The sequence below is a fragment of the Variovorax sp. 10L426 genome (genome assembly GCF_056395305.1).
In genome coordinates this window covers 146,436-167,515 of sequence record NZ_JBFTJF010000011.1, presented here as the reverse complement: position 1 = coordinate 167,515, position 21,080 = coordinate 146,436, and the positions used below count along the sequence as shown (strand labels likewise).

General features: G+C 65.8%; 19 protein-coding genes. 8 read left to right on the top strand and 11 right to left on the bottom strand.

Annotated elements, in window-relative coordinates; translation table 11 throughout:
- Nucleotides 1-19: 19 nt before the first annotated feature.
- Together AC1DHL_RS17600 and AC1DHL_RS17595 are read right to left on the bottom strand one after the other, a co-directional pair.
- Nucleotides 20-673, bottom strand: a complete 654-nt coding sequence (locus AC1DHL_RS17600) for an amino acid ABC transporter permease (protein WP_478100784.1) — start codon at nucleotides 671-673, stop codon at nucleotides 20-22.
- A gap of 5 nt (nucleotides 674-678) precedes the next feature.
- Complete coding sequence (locus tag AC1DHL_RS17595; RefSeq protein WP_478162783.1) at nucleotides 679-1,350, bottom strand: amino acid ABC transporter permease; 672 nt, start codon at nucleotides 1,348-1,350, stop codon at nucleotides 679-681.
- A 147-nt stretch (nucleotides 1,351-1,497) separates the two neighbouring features.
- Between AC1DHL_RS17595 and AC1DHL_RS17590 the strand changes: the two genes are divergently transcribed.
- Entirely contained in the window at nucleotides 1,498-3,204 is a 1,707-nt protein-coding gene (locus tag AC1DHL_RS17590; RefSeq protein WP_478162782.1) for a hypothetical protein, read from the top strand.
- 3 nt (nucleotides 3,205-3,207) lie between these two features.
- Here the strand turns inward: AC1DHL_RS17590 and AC1DHL_RS17585 are convergent, their stop codons facing one another.
- Nucleotides 3,208-3,525: a hypothetical protein gene (locus AC1DHL_RS17585; RefSeq protein ID WP_478162781.1), complete on the bottom strand. Its 318-nt coding sequence runs from the start codon at nucleotides 3,523-3,525 to the stop codon at nucleotides 3,208-3,210.
- Between the two features lie 66 nt (nucleotides 3,526-3,591).
- Nucleotides 3,592-7,122, bottom strand: coding sequence for a patatin-like phospholipase family protein (locus AC1DHL_RS17580; RefSeq protein WP_478162780.1), 3,531 nt, complete (start codon nucleotides 7,120-7,122; stop codon nucleotides 3,592-3,594).
- Between the two features lie 118 nt (nucleotides 7,123-7,240).
- Between AC1DHL_RS17580 and AC1DHL_RS17575 the strand changes: the two genes are divergently transcribed.
- A complete protein-coding gene (locus AC1DHL_RS17575; RefSeq protein ID WP_478162779.1) occupies nucleotides 7,241-8,359 on the top strand; it encodes an MBL fold metallo-hydrolase in 1,119 nt (372 codons plus the stop codon).
- 16 nt (nucleotides 8,360-8,375) lie between these two features.
- Here AC1DHL_RS17575 and AC1DHL_RS17570 read toward each other — a convergent pair whose 3' ends face one another.
- The 4 genes from AC1DHL_RS17570 to AC1DHL_RS17555 all read right to left on the bottom strand — a co-directional run bounded on the left by AC1DHL_RS17570 (nucleotide 8,376) and on the right by AC1DHL_RS17555 (nucleotide 13,991).
- Complete coding sequence (locus AC1DHL_RS17570) at nucleotides 8,376-8,555, bottom strand: hypothetical protein (RefSeq protein ID WP_478162778.1); 180 nt, start codon at nucleotides 8,553-8,555, stop codon at nucleotides 8,376-8,378.
- 18 nt (nucleotides 8,556-8,573) lie between these two features.
- On the bottom strand, nucleotides 8,574-10,958 hold the full coding sequence (gene parC / locus AC1DHL_RS17565) for a DNA topoisomerase IV subunit A (protein ID WP_478103380.1): 2,385 nt from the start codon (nucleotides 10,956-10,958) through the stop codon (nucleotides 8,574-8,576).
- Between the two features lie 74 nt (nucleotides 10,959-11,032).
- Entirely contained in the window at nucleotides 11,033-11,917 is an 885-nt protein-coding gene (locus AC1DHL_RS17560; protein WP_478162777.1) for a lytic transglycosylase domain-containing protein, read from the bottom strand.
- Between the two features lie 76 nt (nucleotides 11,918-11,993).
- Complete coding sequence (locus AC1DHL_RS17555) at nucleotides 11,994-13,991, bottom strand: DNA topoisomerase IV subunit B (RefSeq protein WP_478162776.1); 1,998 nt, start codon at nucleotides 13,989-13,991, stop codon at nucleotides 11,994-11,996.
- Between the two features lie 149 nt (nucleotides 13,992-14,140).
- On the opposite strand from AC1DHL_RS17555, the gene AC1DHL_RS17550 reads away from it, so the two are divergent.
- The 6 genes from AC1DHL_RS17550 to AC1DHL_RS17525 all read left to right on the top strand — a co-directional run bounded on the left by AC1DHL_RS17550 (nucleotide 14,141) and on the right by AC1DHL_RS17525 (nucleotide 19,030).
- The gene (locus tag AC1DHL_RS17550; protein ID WP_478162775.1) at nucleotides 14,141-15,358 is read left to right on the top strand and encodes an MFS transporter; all 1,218 of its coding nucleotides are present in this window, start codon (nucleotides 14,141-14,143) and stop codon (nucleotides 15,356-15,358) included.
- 7 nt (nucleotides 15,359-15,365) lie between these two features.
- Nucleotides 15,366-15,506 carry a hypothetical protein gene (locus AC1DHL_RS17545; protein ID WP_478162774.1) on the top strand — a complete coding sequence of 47 codons (141 nt, stop codon included), beginning with the start codon at nucleotides 15,366-15,368 and terminating at the stop codon, nucleotides 15,504-15,506.
- The gene (locus tag AC1DHL_RS17540; protein ID WP_478162773.1) at nucleotides 15,503-16,057 is read left to right on the top strand and encodes a class I SAM-dependent methyltransferase; all 555 of its coding nucleotides are present in this window, start codon (nucleotides 15,503-15,505) and stop codon (nucleotides 16,055-16,057) included. The genes AC1DHL_RS17545 and AC1DHL_RS17540 overlap by 4 nt, the downstream gene beginning before the upstream one ends.
- Nucleotides 16,058-16,151: 94 nt before the next feature.
- The gene (gene dapA, locus AC1DHL_RS17535) at nucleotides 16,152-17,042 is read left to right on the top strand and encodes a 4-hydroxy-tetrahydrodipicolinate synthase (RefSeq protein ID WP_478103389.1); all 891 of its coding nucleotides are present in this window, start codon (nucleotides 16,152-16,154) and stop codon (nucleotides 17,040-17,042) included.
- 116 nt (nucleotides 17,043-17,158) lie between these two features.
- Nucleotides 17,159-18,241, top strand: coding sequence for an outer membrane protein assembly factor BamC (bamC, locus tag AC1DHL_RS17530; RefSeq protein WP_478162772.1), 1,083 nt, complete (start codon nucleotides 17,159-17,161; stop codon nucleotides 18,239-18,241).
- Between the two features lie 12 nt (nucleotides 18,242-18,253).
- Entirely contained in the window at nucleotides 18,254-19,030 is a 777-nt protein-coding gene (locus tag AC1DHL_RS17525; protein WP_478162771.1) for an MBL fold metallo-hydrolase, read from the top strand.
- Between the two features lie 55 nt (nucleotides 19,031-19,085).
- Here AC1DHL_RS17525 and AC1DHL_RS17520 read toward each other — a convergent pair whose 3' ends face one another.
- The 3 genes from AC1DHL_RS17520 to AC1DHL_RS17510 all read right to left on the bottom strand — a co-directional run bounded on the left by AC1DHL_RS17520 (nucleotide 19,086) and on the right by AC1DHL_RS17510 (nucleotide 21,079).
- Nucleotides 19,086-19,355, bottom strand: a complete 270-nt coding sequence (locus AC1DHL_RS17520; RefSeq protein WP_478162770.1) for a hypothetical protein — start codon at nucleotides 19,353-19,355, stop codon at nucleotides 19,086-19,088.
- 88 nt (nucleotides 19,356-19,443) lie between these two features.
- Nucleotides 19,444-19,950: a hypothetical protein gene (locus AC1DHL_RS17515; RefSeq protein WP_478162769.1), complete on the bottom strand. Its 507-nt coding sequence runs from the start codon at nucleotides 19,948-19,950 to the stop codon at nucleotides 19,444-19,446.
- A complete protein-coding gene (locus AC1DHL_RS17510; protein WP_478162768.1) occupies nucleotides 19,940-21,079 on the bottom strand; it encodes a JmjC domain-containing protein in 1,140 nt (379 codons plus the stop codon). The genes AC1DHL_RS17515 and AC1DHL_RS17510 overlap by 11 nt, the downstream gene beginning before the upstream one ends.
- Between the last annotated feature and the right edge of the window lies 1 nt (nucleotide 21,080).

Here is a 21,080-nt window from a genome sequence, read left to right as displayed (position 1 = left end):
CGAAGCATGGGGGAGTGCTTCATCTGGCCAGGGCGCGGGCACGCTTGCGCTCCATGCGCGCTGCCAGCAACGAAAGCGGCCAGCAGATGACGAAGTAGATCGCTGCCACCGTCGCAAAGACTTCCAGCGGCTGGAAGGTCGCGTTGTTGATGATCTGCCCGGCGCGCGTGATTTCGGTGAAGCCGATGATCGCCGCGAGCGAGGTGCCCTTGATGATCTGCACCACGTAGCCCACCGTCGGTGCCAGCGCGATCTTGAAGGCCTGCGGCAGCACCACGTCACGCATGCGCGAAACGTAGTTGAGGTTGAGCGCCTGCGCTGCCTCCCACTGGCCGCGCGGAATCGCCTCGATGCACCCGCGCCAGATTTCGCCGAGGAAGGCCGCGCTGTTCAGGATGAGCGCCACGCCCGCCGCGATCCACGGATTGATGTCGAAACCCAGCACCGGCGCGCCGAAGAAGATCAGGAACAGTTGCAGCAGCAGCGGCGTGCCCTGGAAGATCTGGATGAAGGCGGTCGACAGCACCCGCGCCGTCTTGTTCTCCGACGTGCGCGCCAGCGCGATCAAGAGCCCCAGGATCGCTCCGCCGATGAAGGCGATCAGCGACAGCGCCAGCGTCCATTGGGCCGCTTGGAGGATGAACAGGAATTCTGGAAAGCCGAAGGTACGCATGGTGTTCAGCGCCGATCCGGATAGTTGAGGGTGCGCCTGTAGATCAGCTTGAACAGCCCCGAGAACGACAGCGCCAGCGCGAGATAGATGCCGGCAACCACGATGTAGATCTCGAAGCTGCGGAAGGTCTGCGATTGCAGATTGGCAGCGACCGAGGTCAGGTCGTCGGCGGAGATGACCGACACCACTGCCGAACTGAGCATCAGCAGGATGAACTGGCTCGTGAGCGCCGGGTAGATTGCCTTGAGCGCCGGCTTGATGATCACGAAGCGGAAGATCTCCCACGGCTTGAGGTTGAGCGCCCTGCCCGCCTCGATCTGGCCCTTGGGAATGGATTCGATGCCCGCGCGCACGATTTCCGCCGCATAAGCGCCGAGGTTCACCACCATTGCCGTGAGCGCCGCCGTGTAAGGCGACCAGCGCAGCCCGATGGCCGGCAGCGCGAAGAAAAAGAAGAACAACTGCACCAGGAACGGCGTGTTGCGGATGACCTCGATGTACGCGTTCACGATGAAGCGCAGCCAGCCCGGTCCCGAAGTCTTGCCCCAGGCACAGAAGATGGCGACCACCAGGCCCAGGAGCGTGGCGACGAGCGAGAGCTGGATCGTGATCCAGGTGCCCTTCAGCAGCAGCGGCCAGGCCGCAAAGACGGCATCGAACTGGAATTGATAGTTCACGGCAGTGGTGGCTATTCGAAGCAGGTTCGGAGTGGTGCATTTCCGCTTCGAACGAACGTCGCCGCGGTGCAGGTCAGTATATTTGAAACCGGTTTCAGAACCAGCCTAGGGATTCCCCTAGGACCCCGCCGTGCCTACACTGACGGCATGCTGATCACCGAATCATCGGAAGCAGAAACTCAGGTCGCGAGTGCAGTCGACACGCCTGCCGTGCATCACCTCCGCCAGACCCTGCTCTGGCCGCTGCGCCTGATGCCCACGGCGCAGCCGCGACACGCGCATCGCGGCCCGTGGCAGGTGCTGCGCGACCTCGGCGACGCGTCGCCGTGGCGCGAGGAGATCGACGAATACACCGGCGGCAGCGATCGCTTCCACGAGCGCCACTACAACGAGTTCGTGAGCTTCCTGCCCTACGTTCAGCGCTTTCTCTACGGCGACGGACGCAAGCGGGGCCAGGCCGGCGGCACGGACTATGGAAGCGATTCGCCGATGCGCGTATTCCGGCGCAGCGACGTGACGGCCGTGCGCGTGGTTGCACGATCAGGCGACGCGCCCATCACACTGCAGGTGGTGCATGTCGACCTGTACTTCTTCTTCGACGTCGACGTGGTGATCCTCAACATGGAGATCGGCGCGAACGACCTCAGCCTGCCGCAGGCCCAGGAGATCCTCTATCGCTTCGGCCGTGCCTATCCCGGCGGCTGGGACGCCAAGGGCGCAGCGCTGCATTGCATGCACAGCGTCGAGTGGCTGGGCGCGGACGGCACGGTCCTGTCCGTCTCGGACGCGCAGCAGCGCGAGCCCTTCCTCTCGCACGTGGCGGAGCACCGCGCGCCGCGCATCGCGGCGCACTGGGCCTGGCTGATGCAGCCGCTGGTGATCGATCATTCCGACGAGCCTGGAGAGCTGCGCTACCGCCAGATCGAGTACTACCGCATGCCCTTGATGGCCTACCTCGCGCTCGACGATCCGAGGCGGCTGTCGCGCGCGGATTTCGTCCGCCTCGCACTCGTCTCGGGCACGGCGGAGCCCGCCGTGTCAGGCACCGGTCCGCTGCCCTTCGCAGACGATCTCATGATCGACTTCGAGCAGCGCTACTGCTACGACCGCTTCTGGGTCAACGCCGGTGCGGCGCCGAACACGCGCTACCTGTGCAACGGCCGCGCGCTCATCGTGGTGGGCCAGGCCGACTCGGAGTTCTTCTGCTGCCGCGACCGCGGCGTGCTGGCGCAGTTTCGCCACCAGCACTTCCTGCTGTTCCTCATCGCGCATTTCCAGAAGGCTGCGCTGCTGATGTATTCGGACAAGCTTGTCGAGGCGCTGCGCAATCTGAACATTCACGACGTTGCCAGCGTCAAGCGCTTCAAGCGTGAGATCCGCGCCAGTTTCGAGGGCTTCCTGCGCTTCACGCATCGCTACTGGTTCCACGAAATCTCCGAGCAGGCGCAGGTGCGCGCGCTGTCGCACCTGTGCACCACGCACCTGGGGCTCGATCCGCTCTATGACGAACTCAAGGAACGCATCGCCGACATGAACACCTACCTCGATGCCGACAGCCTTCGCCGACAGGCCAACACGGTCGTGCGGCTCACCGTGGTGACCTTGTTCGGCCTGATCGGCACCATCACGACCGGCTTCCTCGGCATGAACCTGCTGGCCGAAGCCGAATCGCCGATGTGGCGCAAGTTGCTCTGGTTCGGCGTGACCTTTGTGCTGACGACCTGGCTCACGGTCTACACGATGGTCAAGTCGCGGCGGCTGTCGGACTTCATCGATGCGCTCTCCGACGAGCGCCATACCTTCCGCACCAAGCTGGGTGTGCTGGCGAAGGTCTGGCGGGCAGGCTCGGACTGAAGCTCAATCGAGCGACAGGTTCTGGTAGTCGGCAACCTCGGTCGGCCGGAATTCGCCGACGGGGATGCGCCGGTCGTCCATGTCGTCGAAACGCGCACGAATGTGCGCATGGTCGCGCACCCAGCATCCGCGCAGCGTCTGGCCGTCCCACCACGTCAGGTAAGCCAGGCGGCCGGGCGCCTCGCAGGTGGACTGGTCGTGCGTCAGGCCGAGCACGTTGAAATCACTCCCATTCGTGACGAACGTGACACTGGGCTGTGATTCGCAGGCGGCGACGAGTGCGCCCAACGCAAGAAGCACCGCCGTAGGTGAAATGTTCATGGCCATTCCTCCTCGTCACACGATTGGGTACCGTGCCGACTCCGCTGTCATCCCTCGCCAAGAGGATCAACTGGCCGCCGAATCCTTGATCCGGGGCAGCCACACTTCGATCGAACCGGGATCGGCCTTGATCGCCCGGGGCAGGTACTTGATGACCCAGGGCTGGCCTGTCGGCGATGCAGCGGTCTGGATCAGCGCCTGTGCGCAGGCCCGTGACGACTCCTCGCGGATGACGACCGTCGGATCCGGATGCCCCACCGGCGGCGCGCGACCGGCACGCCGCGAGGTACTGAGCACGTCTTCGATCGGCGGCACGGAGGCGCCCAGTGCGCGCCAGGGTCCGCGCCATGTGCGCGCCTTGTCGCGCAGCGCGGTGCCGTAGGTCTGGATGTAGATCACGGCGCCGGCGCAGACATCGGGCGGCGGCGGTGCGGGCGCGGCAGCCGCCCCCCCGTAAGACGGCGCACTGCCCCCGGCATCCAGTGGTGGGGTTGGTGCGGGCGGCGGCGGCGGCGGCGCCGCTGCCACTTGTACTTCGCCGCGGCGCCCCGTCACGAGGTCGCGCGCCCACACCGCCACGGGCCAGGGCTCCGGCAGGATGCCGCTGCAGTTCTGCTTCGAACCTGTCTGGCCGGAATAGTCGCGCGCCCAATAGCGCGGCGCACATGGCGACGCCTGTGGAGGCTGCAGACAGTCGATGCCGTTGCCCGGATCGAGCAGCCGCGCGCACGCGGGCGAGCGTTGCGGCAAGGCCTCGTTGCCGCAGGCCTGCTTTGCATCGTCGACGATGCGCACCGAAAGGCGGAACTTCGCCATGAAGTTGTCGCTGCCTTCCCTGCACAACAGGTCGCCCGTGCGCAGCAATTCGGCGGCCAGCAATGCCGGTGCGTCCCCGCCGGCGTTGCCCGCATGCAGGTGCGCCCATCGTTCGGTGAGGTCCTTGAAGGCCGCGTTCTCGGAATTCGTCTGGTCCGCGCGCTGAGCGCGCCAGCTGTCGATGCCTTGCCACGCGGCCACGCCGAAGGTCGCCGCCGTCCCGATGCCGATGGAGGCCGTCACCGCACCCGCTCTGAGCACGCGCGCCTGCAGACGGCTCATCGTTCCGACCGCGGCGGCGGCGGCGCTGTCCTTGTCGCCGGTCTTGGCGGCATGCGCGGACGTATCCGGTTGGCCGTCGTCCGGCACGAACAGGCCCGGGGCGCCCATCGCCACGTGCGCGAGCATCTCGTCCTCGAGCCTGTAGCCGATCTCGGAGCCGAGGCGGAAGTAGCTCTCCCACTGCGCCTCGTCGAAGAACTGGTCCGTCGTCGGCTGTTGAGGAAACAGCGGATTGGCGGCCTTGAAGTTCACCAGATCCACCGGCAGCGACGCCGACACATTGGGCTTGACCAGCACGATCTGCCCCGTCGCGCCGCTCGCATAGCGCACCTGCGCCAGCGCGAGACACGCCTGGCTGCTCGACGAGGCCAGGTCGTTGAGCGAACCGAAGGCTTCGAGATGCGTCCATTCCGCGCCCGGACGCGGCTTCATGAAAGTGATCTCGGCATTGAGATCGATGCGCGCGCGCCGGATGAGGACCTCCAGGTCGCAGAAGCGGTATTCCGGATCGGCGCCGCAGTCCGCGATCACGATCAGCGCGCACTCCTGGCGCAGCAGGGCATACGCGCCGGTGTTCTCGAAGTGGCCGCCGTCGCTCAAATACCAGTTGGCCGAACTGCTGCCCGGAAAGGCGCCGAAGCACTCCAGCAGCAGGAAACGCGTCTTCATCAGCAGCGGGCTCGCATGCACGACCGCGCCGTGCTGCGCGATGCCGGCCTCGGCGCTGTTCCACCAGTAACCGAGCCGGAGGCCCGCGAACACCGACAGCGCTGCAAGGCCGCGCTTGGTGAGCCGCCCGAGGCCGGGCGCGAAAGCCGCGCCGGAGATCGCCATCCACCCGCCGAGCGTGAGCGCACCGTCGCCATGTGCCTGCATCCACTGCGCGCCGCCGGCCTGCATCCAGCCCTGCGGACCGACGGTGAGCGGCTGGCTCTTGCGGTCGCGGTTGAACAACCGGTCCTTGGTGTCGTGCGTCTGGTTGATGCAGATGTTCGCGAGATGCACCGGCCCGCCGTGAGCCTGTGGCGCGTAGTGGAGCTGCGAAATATCGTCGTGCGGGTCGACCTCGCCCACCGGCACCTGCGGCGGCTCCAGCCCCGAGACCTGATCGGTCGGACTGGCGCCGAGCCGCCGCGCATTGGCCGCGCCGAGATAGCCTCGCACGATGCGCGCCTTGTAGAACATGTGCAGCGACGAGACGTTCAGGAAGGCGAAGTTGCGCCCCGTCACCAATGCGTAGCTGCCGATGATCACGGCAATGGTGCCAAGCCACGCCCAGCCGCGCGTGAACTGGAGCCCCGCAGGCGTGAACACGGGCAGCAGCACGGCCAAGTAGACAATCGACACCCACCATGCCGCAAGGCAGAAGGCCAGGACCAGCCCGAGCAGGCTCGCCAGCGTCAGCACCACCGTCTTGCCGACGCCCGGTATTTCCTGTCGATGGGACAGCAACATCGGCAGAACACCACGCAGCGCCGCAGCGACCACCAGCAGCACCGCGCCGTACGACACGCGCTGTTGCTGGTCCTCGGCGGCCAGCCACCAGGCGCTGCGGTCGAGGAGACCCAGCATCACGATCAGCAGTGCCGTGTTGATCACCGAGGCCAGCCGATCCGTCAGTTCGTTGCGCAGCGCGGCCGCGTTCTTCTTTCGGCTGTAGTAGAGCACCCAGAGCAAGGCGATGACCCAGCACAGCGCAAAGCCGACGAATGCGGGCGTGATCCACACCGGCCCACTGAAGCGCTCCACCAAGGGGCCGCCGATCCAGCACGCGCCGGCGCCAAGCGCGAGCCACATCGCGATCTGCAAAAGCATCGACGAGGTCGACGGCTTGTCGCGCACCGACCAATAGGCGCACGCAAGAATGATGGATGCGATGAACGGCCCCACGAGCGTGAACCAGAGCGTCGGCCATTGCGTGGCCCACTCCACCAGGAGCCGCAGGTATTGCATCGCATCCAGATCGGTGACGCTGCTCACCGTGTCCGGCGGCACGCTGTTGAGGTCCACGGCGCGGAACACCGCGTCCCACAGCAGCAGATTCGTCGCGGCCAGCACCATGCCGATCAGGCTCGCGGCGATGGCGAGTTCGATGTGCGTGCCCAGCAGGTTGCGAAGATAGAGAGCGCTCGCGAAGAGCGTGTCGCGCAGGCCGCCGGGAATCAGATAGCGGCCGTTGGCGCGCAGCCACCAGCCGAAACGCGCGCGATCGACATCGCCGAGCGCGCGTTCGATCTCGCGTATGTCGTCGGGACTCTTGGCATTGGTGCACAGGCGCCCCAAGGTCGCGCCGATGTAGCCGCCGCCGGACACGGTCGAGACGAGGTCGAACTTGAGCAGTTGCCGATGACTGGCCAGCGCCTTGAGCAGCCCGAGGCAGAAAGTCGCGCTGCGAATGCCGCCCCCGGACAGCGCAAGGCCCCAGGGCCGTCGTCCGTCATCGTCGCCATGAAGTGCGCGACGACGTTCGGCAACCAGCTTCTGGATGGTCTCGTCCATGCCGCTCCTCGTCGTTCGAACTGCAATATTTCATGGTTGACCCGCTGCATCAATGGCTCGAACGGTCTATGCCGGAGCGCAGGGTGTTGCGGGCGCGCTTGGTTAAAGTCTGCGTCCAATGAACCCGCTGCACCTGCTGCACCAGCCCCGAGACTGGCCTCGCCACATGTTCGCGAGCCTGCTGATTGCCCTGGGCGGCCTGCTCGCCAGTTGCGCAACCCACGGCGCCTGCGAAAGCCCCTACGCGGCATCGCCGCAATTCGTGGGCTGCGGCTTCCGGAATCCGCCCAACTCCGACGCGTTGCCCACCGCAAGCCAGTGGAAGATCTGGTCGCGCTTTCTCTTCGAGTCCAAGCCTGACACGATGCCGGTCGATCCGATCCCCGTTCGAACCGTCAGCATCGAGCAACTCGAAGCGCTGGATCCGAAGGCCAACCATGTGATCCGCATCGGACATTCGTCGAACCTGCTCAAGCTCCACGGCAAATACTGGCTGACCGACCCCATGTTCAGCGAACGCGCATCGCCCTTCCAATGGATCGGGCCCCGTCGTTTTCAAAAGCCGCCCATTGCGCTGGAGCAACTTCCGCCGATCGAAGGGCTGATCCTTTCGCACGATCACTACGACCATCTCGACGCGGGAACCATCGAGTACCTTGCGCTGCGCGTGCAGCATTACTTCGTTCCGTTGGGCGTGAAGGCCCGCCTCGTCGAGCTGGGCGTGCCGGCCGATCGGGTCACCGAATTCGACTGGTGGCAGACCGGCCAGCAAGATGGCGTGCAAATCACCGCCACGCCGTCGCAGCATTTCTCGGGACGCACGCTCAACGACCGCGACAAGACGCTCTGGGCGTCCTGGGTGATCCAGAGCGGCGACCAGCGCATCTTCTACAGTGGCGACTCCGGCTACAACAAAGGCTTCGCGCAGATCGGCGAACGCCTCGGCGGCTTCGACCTCGCGATGATCGAAAACGGCGCCTACGATGCCTACTGGCCTTCGGTGCACATGACGCCCGAGCAAAGCGTGCAGGCCTTCCAGGACCTGCGCGGCAAGGTGCTGTTCCCGGTGCACAACAGCACCTTCGCTCTGGCCTTCCACGCCTGGCACGACCCACTCGACCGCATCGCTGATCTCGCGGAACGCAAGAACATCGAGCTGGCGACACCCGAGATCGGCGAAGTGCTCACCATCGGCCAGCCGCGGGCCAACGTGCGCTGGTGGCAGGGGCTGCGCTAGCAGCGCTTCGATGGCCTCAGCGGCGCTGCCGCTCGCGGGCACGCCGCACCTGGCGGCTCTGCAGTGCCTCTTCAGTCGCGCGCGCCTTCGCTGCCTTTTTCTCGCGCCGCTTGCGCGACAGCCAGCGACCGAACAGGAAGCTCGCGAAGCCGCTCGCCACGGCAATGAAGAGACCGATGACGCCGGCTGCTTCCATCTGTGCGTACCCGTTGCGTTACTGGACGCGCACGATGCTCGTGGGCTTGAAGCCGAGATCGGCCGCCTTGCCCTTGCGTGCGCGAGCGGCGCGCGCGTTGTTGAGCGTGCGAATTTCCAGCGTCTCCTCGCGGTCCTTGGCGCCGCGACCGATGCCTTCGATCTTCACGCTGCGCGTGTAGGCGGCCGCGCCTGCGAGCGTGTCCTTGGCTTCGAGGTCGATCAGCGTGAGTCCGCGTCCGCCCTTCGGCAGCGCCTTGAGTTCGGCGATCTCGAAGGTCAGGATGCGTCCGCCGGTCGACGCGCAAGCCACATGCGTGGCCGCCGGCATCGGCTCGGCGCCCCCGGCGCCACCCACGAGCGAGGGCTGGCACAACTGCTCGCCTTCGCCCACATCGACGAAGGCCTTGCCGCCGCGCTGGCGCGAGATCATGTTCTCGACCGCCGCGATGAAACCGTAGCCACCGGTGCTCGACAGCAGCAGATTGGCACCCAGCGGCCCCGCGAAGTAATGCGCCACGTGCGTACCGCTCTCGAGATCGATCAGCGTCGTCACAGGCTGGCCGTCGCCCCGTCCACCAGGCAGCGAAGCCACCGGCACGCTGTAGACCCGCACGCTCTTGTCCTTGGCAGTGCCGAAGACGAGCAACGTGTCGACCGTGCGGCACTCGAAGGCGCCGTACAGCGCGTCGCCCGACTTGAAGCTGTATTCCGGCGCGCCCGCGCCCGCCGCGCGCTCGCTGGCCCAGCCCTTCTGCGTGCGGACCCAGCCCTTCTGCGACACGATGACCGTGACGGGTTCGTCGACCACGCGCACCTCCGCGACAGCACGCTTCTCGGCCTGGATCAGCGTGCGACGCGGATCTTCGAAGCTCTTGGCGTCGGTCTCGATTTCCTTCACCAGCAGTCGGCGCAATGCGGCCGGGCTGCCGAGGATCTCTTCGAGCTTCTTCTGGTCTTCGCGCAGGCCTTTCAACTCCTGCTCGATCTTGATGGCTTCCAGCCGCGCGAGTTGACGCAGCCGGATTTCGAGGATGTCCTCGGCCTGCCGGTCGCTCAGGTTGAAGCGCGCGATCAGCGCGGCCTTCGGCTCTTCGGCCGCGCGGATGATGGCGATCACCTCGTCGATGTTCAGCAGCACCAGCTGCCGGCCTTCGAGGATGTGAATGCGGTCCTGGACCTTGCCGAGCCGATGGCGCGAGCGCTTCTCGACGGTGATTTCGCGGAACGCGATCCACTCGTTGAGCATCTGGCGCAGCGACTTCTGCGTCGGCTTGCCGTCGATACCCACCATGGTGAGGTTGATGGGCGACGAGCTTTCCAGCGAAGTCTGCGACAGCAGCGTGCCGATGAATTCGTCCTGACTGATGCGCGAAGTCTTGGGCTCGAACACCAGCCGCACCGGCGCGTCCTTGCTCGATTCGTCGCGCACGACGTCGAGCACGGCAAGCACCGCGGCCTTCAATTGCGTCTGCTCGGCGGTCAGCGCCTTCTTGCCGGCGCGCACCTTCGGGTTGGTGAGCTCCTCGATCTCTTCCAGCACCTTCTGCGTGCTCACGCCCGGCGGCAATTCATTGACCACCAGTTGCCACTGGCCGCGCGCGAGGTCTTCAATCTTCCAGCGCGCTCGCACCTTGAGTGAGCCCCGGCCGGTGCGATAGGCCTCGGCGATGTCGGTCGCGCTGCTGATGATCTGCGCGCCGCCCGGATAGTCCGGACCGGGCACGAAGTTGAACAGTTCCTCGTCGCTGAGCTTGCCGTTGGACTTGATCAGCGCCACGCAGGCGTCGGCAATCTCGCGCAGGTTGTGGCTCGGGATCTCGGTGGCCAGGCCGACCGCGATGCCGCTCGCGCCGTTGAGCAGCGCGAAGGGCAGCCGTGCGGGCAGCAGCCGCGGCTCTTCCGTCGAGCCGTCGTAGTTGGGAATGAAGTCGACCGTGCCTTCGTCGATCTCGTCCAGCAGCAGGCTGGTGATGCGCGCAAGCCGGGCTTCCGTGTAGCGCATGGCCGCGGCGCCGTCGCCGTCGCGGCTGCCGAAATTGCCCTGCCCGTCGACCAGCGGATAGCGCTGCGAGAAATCCTGCGCCATGCGCACCAGCGCGTCGTAGGCCGCCTGATCGCTGTGCGGATGGAACCGGCCGAGCACGTCGCCGACCACGCGCGCGCTCTTGACGGGCTTGGCGCCCACCGTGCCGTTGGCGCCGCCAAAGCCCAGGCCCATGCGCGACATCGAATAGAGAATGCGCCGCTGCACGGGCTTCTGGCCATCGCTGACATCGGGCAACGCGCGGCCCTTGACGACGCTGAGCGCATATTCGAGGTACGCGGTCTGCGCATAGTCGGCCAGCGTCAACGCGCTGTCGTCTTCAGGGCTCTGGAAATCGAGCGTCGGTTGGGAGTCCATGGAGAAATGAAGAGAAAAGTGATTGCAGGTCGGCTCGCCTTGGCGCGCTCAACCCGACGTGGAAACTCGCGAATTCAAGACACCGGAGAATCCGCCGGCTCGGCCGGAACGGTCAGGGGCAGCTCGGGCAAGGCCGGCATCACCGGCCTGTCACGTGCGTCGGGCGGCATATTGCCACGACCGAGAGCGCCGCCCGCCGGAACATCCATTTCCATGCGAATGCGCGAGGGCGCCCTGCCGCGGCCGATCGCCGCCGAGGGCTTGAGATAGGCATAGAGTTGCAGCACGGTCGTCACGTAGTTCTGCGTCTCGGGGTAGTTGGGGATCTTGTTGCCGGCGCGCTGAACCGCACCCTCACCCGCGTTGTAGGCCGCAAGCGCCAGTTCGATCTGTCCGGGGAACATGCCGATCAGGTCGCGCAGGTAGCGCGAGCCGGTGGCGATGTTGGTACGCGGATCGAAGAGCTTGTTCTCGATCGACGAACGCTTGTCGCTCGAAACACCGTAGCGCTCCGCCGTCGCGGGCATGACCTGCATGAGGCCGAGCGCGCCCTTGGGCGACACCGCCTGCGCGTCGAAGCCGGATTCGGTGGCGATGAGGGCCTGGAGCAATTCGTAGTCGATCGAATGCCTGCGCGCCGCCTCGCGCATCGCGCCCTGGGCCGGCTTGAAGCCCGGCGAAGACTCGAACATTGCCAGCAGCGTCTGCGAAGCGCGCGGCACCTTGCCGTCGATCGGATGCTTGCCGGCGCGTCCCCACAGGCCGACGCCGTTCGCCGTATCGAAACTCTGGCCGCCGCGAAAGAACAATTGGTAGCGCGAATCGAGCTTCTCGGACGCGAAATGCGCCACGCCCTTGTCATCGACATAGCCGTAGATGTCGGCCGCCTGTGCCGTGTGCACCGTGGCCATCAGCATCAACGCTGACAGCACCGTACCCAACCCACCAGGAAACCGCATCCGAAACGCCATCCGGCACTATGCCCGCGCGAGACGCCCGCTCATTCGCCAGAGCGTCACAAATTGTTTGGTGCGGTCACACATCGATTTCGACGTCATCCGCGCGCAGTTCCATCAATTCGCGCCGTGCCGCAGCCTCGCCCTTGCCCATCAGCTTGGTGATCTCGCCCTGCGTCCCCTGCACGTCGAAACGTCCAAGGCGGACCTGAAGCAGGCGCCGCGTGTCGGGGTTGAGCGTCGTTTCCCACAACTGCTCCGCGCTCATTTCGCCGAGGCCCTTGAAGCGGCTGATGCTCCACGCACCTTCGCGCACGCCGTCCTTGCGCAGTTTGTCGAGGATCGCGGTCAGCTCACCCTCGTCGAGGGCATACACCTTCGATGCCGGCTTCTTGCCCCGCGCTGGCGCATCGACGCGGAAAAGCGGCGGCTTGGCGACATACACGTGCCCGGTGTCGATGAGCTTTGGAAAGTGCCGGAAGAACAGCGTCAGCAACAGCACCTGGATGTGCGAGCCGTCGACGTCCGCATCACTCAGGATGCAAATCTTGCCGTAGCGCAGCCCCGACATGTCGGGCGTGTCGTCCGGCCCGTGCGGGTCGACGCCGACCGCGACCGAGATGTCGTGGATTTCAGTGTTGGCGAACAGCCGGTCACGCTCCACTTCCCAGGTGTTGAGCACCTTGCCGCGCAACGGCAGGATGGCCTGGCTTTCCTTGTCGCGGCCCATCTTGGCGCTGCCGCCGGCGGAATCGCCCTCCACCAGGAAGACTTCGTTGTGGGCGATGTCCTTGCTCTCGCAATCCGTCAGCTTGCCGGGCAACACGGCCACGCCGGAGCCCTTGCGCTTCTCGACCTTCTGGCCGGCCCTCTGGCGCGTCTGCGCCGCCTTGATGGCCAGTTCGGCGAGTTTTCGGCCGTAGTCGACATGCTGGTTGAGCCACAACTCCAGCGCCGGGCGCACGAAGCTGGACACCAGCCGCACCGCGTCGCGCGAATTGAGCCGCTCCTTGATCTGGCCCTGGAACTGCGGATCGAGCACCTTGGCCGAAAGCACGTACGAGGCGCGCGCGAAGACATCTTCGGGCAACAGCTTCACGCCCTTGGGCAGCAGCGAATGCAGTTCGATGAAGCTCTTGACGGCGTTGAACAACCCGTCGCGCAGGCCGCTTTCGTGCGTGCCGCCGGCGCTGGTCGGGATCAGGTTGACATAGCTCTCGCGCACCGGCTGGCCGTCTTCGGTGAAGGCGACGCACCACTCGGCGCCCTCGCCTTCGGCAAAGTTGTCGGCGTTCTTGTCGGCATGGCCCGCGCCTTCGAAGAGCGGGATCACCGGATCGCCGTTGAGCGTCTGCATCAGGTAGTCGCGCAGGCCGCCCTTGTAGAGCCAGGTCTGGGTCTCCTTGGTCTTTTCGACCACGAGCGTGACCGTGACGCCGGGCATCAGCACGGCCTTGCTGCGCAGCAGATGCGTGAGTTCGTGAATCGGCAGCACTGGCGACTCGAAATACTTGGCGTCAGGCCACGCGCGCACCGTGGTGCCTTGCTTGCGGTCACGCGGACCGTCGCCGTTGGAGGCAGCGGCGCTTTCCTGCGGGCGCACCTTGAGCTTCTCGATGACGTCGCCGGCGGCAAAGGCGATCTGCGCCGCCGAGCCCTCGCGGTACGACGTAACTTCCAGACGCTTCGAAAGCGCGTTCGTCACGGACACACCCACGCCGTGAAGGCCGCCCGAGAAGCTGTAGGCGCCGCCGGAGCCCTTGTCGAACTTGCCCCCGGCGTGCAGGCGCGTGAACACCAGTTCGACCACGGGCGCCTTTTCTTCCGGATGCAAGCCGAATGGAATGCCGCGGCCGTCGTCCTCGACGCTGACCGAGCCGTCGCCGTGCAACACGACCTTGATCTTCTTGCCGTAGCCGGCCAGCGCCTCGTCGGCGGCGTTGTCCAGTACTTCCTGAATGATGTGCAGCGGGTTGTCGGTGCGGGTGTACATGCCCGGCCGCTGCTTGACGGGCTCGAGCCCCTTGAGGACGCGAATTGACGCCTCGCCGTAACTGCCTGGTTCCTTGCTTGCCATGGCGCGGGATTCTAGGGCTCCCCGATGACACGGCCCGGCAGGCCGCTCCGGTGGACCTTCGCGCATGTCATCAAATCGATTCCGAAATTGCATCAATCGCCATGCGCGCCGGGCAGCGCCAGATCCGCCTTTTGGGTACATTGCCCGGAATGACCTCCTCTCCCAGCCAGCCTCTCAGCGTCAAGCAGGTCCTCATCTGCGGCGCCTTCATCGTCACGATGTCGATGGGCATCCGCCACGGCTTCGGGCTCTGGCTGCAGCCGATCACCCAGGAACAGGGCTGGTCGCGGCAGGCCTTCTCTCTCGCTATTGCGATCCAGAACCTCTCCTGGGGCGTGATCGGCGTGTTCGCCGGCATGCTGGCCGACAAGCTCGGCGCGTTCCGCGTGCTTCTGGCCGGCGCCGTTTTGTATGCGCTGGGCCTGATCGGCATGGCCTTCTCCCCCACCCCCTTCGTGTTTGCGCTGACGGCGGGCGTCCTGATCGGGGCGGCGCAGGCCGGCACGACCTATGCGGTGATCTACGGCGTGATCGGACGGCAGATCGCGCCCGAGCGGCGCTCGTGGGCGATGGGCGTGGCGGCGGCGGCCGGCTCCTTCGGGCAATTCCTCATGGTTCCGGTCGAAGGGCAATTGATCGCCCGCCTCGGCTGGCAGACGGCACTGGTGGTGCTCGCGCTCATGGTGCTGACGATCGTGCCGCTGGCCTTCGGGCTGCGCGAGCCGCGCGTGGCGGCGACCTCCGTGCGCCGCAGCCAGACGATCGGCCAGGCGATTCGCGAAGCCTTCAACTACCCGAGCTTCATGCTGCTGACAGCCGGCTATTTCGTCTGCGGCTTTCAGGTGGTGTTCATCGGCGTGCACATGCCGAGCTACCTGCGGGACAAGGGCCTGTCGCCGGAGGTGGCCAGCTATGCGCTCGCGCTGATCGGCCTTTTCAACGTCTTCGGCACGTACATCGCCGGTTCGCTCGGCGCGAGGTTGGCCAAGCGCAAGCTGCTTGCAGCCATCTATATCAGCCGCGCAGTGGCGATCGCCCTGTTCCTGATCGTTCCCATCTCGCCCCTGACGGTGTACGTCTTCGCGAGCGTGATGGGCTTCCTCTGGCTGTCGACGGTGCCGCTCACGAGCGGTATCGTGGCGCAGATTTTCGGCGTGACTCACCTGTCGATGCTGGGCGGCATCGTGTTCTTCAGCCACCAGGTAGGCTCCTTCCTGGGCGTCTGGCTCGGCGGCTATCTCTACGACCGCACCGGGAGCTATGACCTCGTGTGGTACATCGCGATCGCGCTGGGCGTGTGCGCGGCGCTGATCAATCTGCCGGTCAAGGAAGGCGCCATCGTGCGTCCTGCGGCGCAACCGGCCTGAGCGAGCCATGCAGGGACCGATTCTTCATCGCCTCGTGTACGCCGGCTGGCTGACAGCGGCAGTGATCGCGCTGGCGGGCGTGTTCGCGCTCTATACGCGCCCCGCATTCCTTGTCACGTTGATCGACCAGCTCTGGGCCTGCTTTTGAACCACGACTCGCTCGCCCCATCGCCCTGGATCGTGCGCTGGTCCCACCTCCTGGCGCCGGGCGCCACGGTGCTGGACGTCGCCTGCGGTTCGGGCCGGCACATGCGCTGGTTCGCCGGGCGCGGCCACGCGGCCACAGGCGTGGATCGATCGCCGGAAGCCATCGAGGCGGCAGCGCCGTATGGCCGGGTGCTGCAGGCCGACATCGAAGACGGTCCCTGGCCTTTCACGGGCCAGATATTCGGAGGCGTCGTCGTCACCAACTATCTCTGGCGTCCGCTGCTGCCCGACATCGTCGCAGCCGTCGCACCTGGCGGTGTCCTGCTGTATGAAACCTTCGCGGAAGGCAACGAGACTGTCGGCAAACCGTCCCGGCCCGACTTCTTGCTGCGCCACGGCGAATTGCTGGCCGCGTGCGCCGATTTGCAGGTGATCGCCTACGAAAACGGCTTCCAGGCCGCGCCTGACCGCTTTGTCCAGCGCATCGCGGCCGTCCGTCCCGGGCTGATCTCGTCTGGCGCACCGGCACGCCATCTGCTCCGGGAACCCTAGCCTCCCGCTGTTCGCCACGGGCCCGCCCTGAGCCGGACGGGGCGGCGGATCAGTAGAATGCTCTCTTTTCGTCCAACCGACAAAGAGATTTCCCTTGGAGCAACTGACAGGCAGCATCGTCGCACTGGTCACGCCGATGCTTGACGACGGCAGCGTCGACTATCCCGCCCTGCGCCGACTGATCGACTGGCACATCGACGAAGGCACCGACTGTCTCGGCGTTGTCGGTACCACGGGCGAGTCGCCGACGGTCGATGTCGAGGAACATTGCGAGATCATCCGCGTCTCGGTCGAACAGGCCCGTGGGCGCGTTCCGGTGATGGCCGGCTGCGGCGCCAATTCCACGAAGGAAGCGATCGAACTCGCCAGGTTCGCCAAGGGCGTCGGCGCCGACAGCCAGCTCCAGGTGGTCCCCTACTACAACAAGCCGACGCAGGAAGGCCAGTACCAGCACTTCAAGGCGATCGCCGAAGCGGTCGGCGACCTTCCCACGGTGCTCTACAACGTGCCCGGTCGCACCGTCGCCGATATGGCGCACGACACCGTGCTGCGCCTCGCGCAGGTGCCGGGCATCATCGGCATCAAGGAAGCCACGGGCAACATCGAGCGCGCCCAATGGCTCATCCGCGAGGTGCCCAAGAACTTCGCCGTGTATTCCGGCGACGACCCCACCGCCGTCGCGCTGATGCTGTGCGGCGGCCAGGGCAACATCAGCGTCACGGCCAACGTGGCGCCCCGCAAGATGCACGAGCTCTGCATGGCCGCGATCGCCGGCGACGTGAAGCGCGCGATGCAGATCCAGTTCGAGCTGATGCCGCTGCATCGCCATCTCTTTGTCGAACCCAATCCCATTCCGGTCAAGTGGGCCATGGCGCGGCTGGGTCTGTGCGGCGGTGCGTTGCGCCTGCCCCTGACCGAACTTGCCGAGGCCGGCCGGCCGGTTGTCGAGGCCGCGCTTCGCGCCAGCGGCCTCCTCAAGGATTGACCCATCTTTACTGCGCCGTTCGCGAACGCCGGCAACCTTTTGCCCGGACTGCGCTCTGAAACTGCGGGCGCTGCGGCCCATCGATTGAGCTAAACATTCCTAGAAGGAAGACGACGTTGAACACCATTTCGCGATTCGCACTGCTGGCGCTGGTCACCAGTCTTGCCGCTTGCTCAGCCCTCGAAAGCGACAAGATCGACTACAAGAGCGCCGGCAAGGCGCCCACGCTCGAAGTGCCCCCTGACCTGACGCAGTTGTCGCGCGACAACCGCTATGTGGTCCCTGGTGGCGCCGTCACTGCCAACACCTACCAGGCAGGCCTGGCCAATGCGCCCGGACTTCCGACCGCCGTCAATTCGGTGGGCGACGTTCGCATGGAGCGCTCGGGTTCGCAGCGCTGGCTGGTGGTCAACCGCCCCGCAGACCAGCTCTGGGATCCGGTCAAGGACTTCTGGCAGGAGAGCGGCTTCCTGCTCACCACCGAACAACGCAACCTCGGCATCATGGAAACCGACTGGGCCGAGAACCGCGCGAAGCTGCCGCAGGACATCATCCGCGGCACGATCGGCAAGTTCATGGATTCGGTCTACTCGACCGGCGAACTCGACCGCTTCCGCACGCGCATGGAGCGCACGCCGACCGGCACCGAGATCTTCATCAGCCACCGCGGCATGCAGGAGGTCTACAGCACCAACACCAAGGACCAGACGGTGTGGCAGCCCCGCCCCAGCGATCCTGAACTCGAAGCTGAATTCCTTCGCCGACTGATGGTGAAGCTCGGCGTGTCGCAAGAACAGTCGAAGGTCCTTGCCGCCACCGTGGCGCCCGCACAAACCGCCCGCGTCTCGAACGTCGGTGGCCAGCCAGTGTTGCAGATCAACGAAGGTTTCGAGCGCGCATGGCGTCGCGTGGGCCTGGCACTCGACCGCACCGGCTTCACCGTGGAAGACCGCGACCGCAGCGCCGGCACCTACTTCGTCCGCTACGTGCCGCCAAAATCCGACAAGGACCAACCGGGCTTCTTCGGCAAGCTGTTCACCTTCGGCTCCGGCAAGGCCGAAGCGCCGCTCAAGTTCCGCATCCTGGTCAAGAGCCAGGGCGATACGAGCACGGTGTCGGTACTGGATGGCGCCGGCGCACCGGACAGCACGTCCAACGCGCAGCGCATCGTCCAGGTCATCGCCGACGACCTGAAGTAAAGCCAGGCCCGCATGCTCCGCTTCCGCAGCCTGGGCAGCGGCAGCACCGGCAATGCCACGCTGGTCGAAGCGACCAGCGGTGGCCGAACTTCACGGCTCCTGGTCGACTGCGGCTTTGCGCTGCGTCATCTCGACGCACGTCTTGCGAGCGCCGGCCTCGCTGCCGGCGACATCGACGCGATCTTCGTCACGCACGAGCATGGCGATCACATCGGCTGCACGTACGCGCTTTCACGCCGCGAGCGCATTCCGGTGTGGATGAGCGAAGGGACGTGGCTGGCGACCGGTGGACGCGATTTCGAAGGCCGACTGAACCTTGCGCGCGACGGCCTCGACATCGAGGTCGGCGATCTGCTCGTGCAGCCTTTTACGGTCCCGCACGATGCGCGCGAACCGCTGCAACTGCGTTGCACCGATGGCGCACGCAGCCTCGGCATCCTGACCGACTTGGGTCATGCGACGCCGCATGTGTTGGGCCGGCTCATGCATCTCGACGCCCTTCTGCTCGAGTTCAACCATGACAGCGACATGCTGGCCGGCTCCGCGTATCCGCCCTTTCTCAAGCTGCGCGTCGGTGGCAATTACGGGCATTTGTCGAACACAGCAGCGGCGGCCATCGCGCGCACGGTGTGTCACCCCGGCCTTCGCCATCTGCTGGGCGCGCACTTGAGCGAACAGAACAACAAGCCTGACGTCGTGCGGCGCGTGATGGCTGAAGCGGTGGGTGCGAGCGAACAAGAGATGCTGACAGCCACCGCCGCTGAAGGCTCGCCCTGGCTGGACCTGTGAACGCGTGAAAAAGGCCGCCCGACGGGCGGCCTTGGCGTTGCGGGTCGGGCACGCCTCAGGGCTTCGCCGGAGGAGTTCCCTCTTCCTGCTTTTTCTTGGCTTCTTCGGTCGCCGCGTTGGCTGCATCGAGCGCAGCGGAAGCACCGGGTGCCGGCGTGGATGCAGCATCGGCAGCAGGCGCCGCCGCGGATGGTTCCGGCGCTGGCGCAGGCGCGGGGGCGGCCGCCGGTGCAGGCGGCGGCGCAACCACGGCCTCCTCCTTTTTGCCGCAGGCCGTCAGTGCGGCGGCAGCAATCAGCGATCCGATCAATAGGGACTTCTTCATTACATAGCTCCTTTGGATGAAGGTCTCGAAAATTCTAGACCTGCCCCTCCGCAGGAATGTGTCTCAGGACGTGATTCGCGGCGTTGGCTTACAAGCCCAGCGTGGACGCCGGGAACCCGGGTTTCGCATGGCGAAGGCACTCGTCGATCCGCTCGCGAATCGCCCGCCGGCCTTCCGGACTGCGGCCGCACACACCTCTCACGTGCTCGACATCGATCCGATGGAGAAACCATGAAGGCGTCCAGATGGCGCTCGGCACCTGCGGAAGGCCGGGTCCATCGCAAGCGCGGCAATCGATGATGTGGCCCCACATGCGGCGCCAATGAACGAAACGCGCGTGCTGGCGTTGAAACACATCGAAGTTCCGGGCCAGCAGGACAAGGCTGCGTCCCGCTCCAGCCCAGGCCTGAAGCGCATCGACGATCGAGCGCTCGCCCAAGGGCCAATCCTCGAAATCCGGATCGCTCCATACGAGTTCGCGCCAGTTCTGCTGCGCTGCCGCGGCGATCGCAGCGCGCAGATGCATGTCGAACGCATTGCGCCCGTCGAACGTGCCTTCGGGCAATTCGATGCTTGGCGCCTCTTCATTCGGCATGGGCCCACCCCGCTTCGCACCAGTCGCTCAACAGGGCCAGTGCATCGTCGCTCGCAGTCGCGAGATCGCGGGCGCCGAGCATGCGTTGGTCCGCCAGTCGGCGCATGAGCTTGGCATCGCGGCCGGAGGCGCGAAAGCTCTCGCCGTTGATGTAGAGATGCCGCGCGTCGTACAGCATGCGGGTGCGGCGATCCAGGGCAATGCCATTCAGGCCCGAGGGTGGCTCGCCCTGGTCGAACCAGACCGTCGGCTTGGGTTCTGTCATGGACTCGCCCAGCGCGCGATCGATCACGTCGCCGTCGCGCATGACTGCCAGGACCGCTTCGCGTGCGAAGGCCTGCAGCGCAGCCGGCATCGCCGCAGGATTTGCGAGCGCAGGCTGCGAGGGGTCGCGATAGTGAACCGCGGCTTGTGCGGCCGCGTCTTGCACGGCGTCGGCCTGCGCCTCGGCGATACGCGCCAGAAGGTCCGCTCCCAAGGGTGCGGCAGCCGGCGAACGCAGGCCGATCGAGTAGGTCACGCAATCGCCGCCGACCGCAACGCCGTCGTGTGCATAGCGTGGCGGCAGATACAGCATGTCGCCCGGCTCGAGGATGAAGGTCTGCTCGGGCTCGAACTGCGCAAGGATCTTCAGCGGGACATCAGGCTGGAGGCGCAGGTCGCGCTGGCGGCCGATCGACCAGCGGCGGCGACCCTGCGCCTGCAGGAGAAACACGTCGTAGCTGTCGAAATGCGGACCGACGCCGCCGCCATCGCTCGCATAGCTGATCATCAGATCGTCGAGCCGGGCATCGGGCACAAATCGGAACCGTTGCAACAATTCATGCACACCTTGGTGATGCAGATCGACACCCTGCACCAGCAGGGTCCAGGCAGGCTGCTTCAACGACGGCAATGCGCGCCGTGCAAAGGGACCATGACGAAGCGCCCATCCCGACTTGCCGTGGCGAATGAGGCGCGACTCGACGTCCTCCAGCTCTGCCAAATCGAACAGCTCCGTCCGTGCAATCGGTGGCACCATGTCGGGCACTGCTTGCCGGATCAGCAGTGGCTTCTTCTGCCAATGACGGCGCATGAACTGCTGGGCGCTCAGGCCGCCGAGCAGGGGCAAGGGTTGATCAATCTCCATG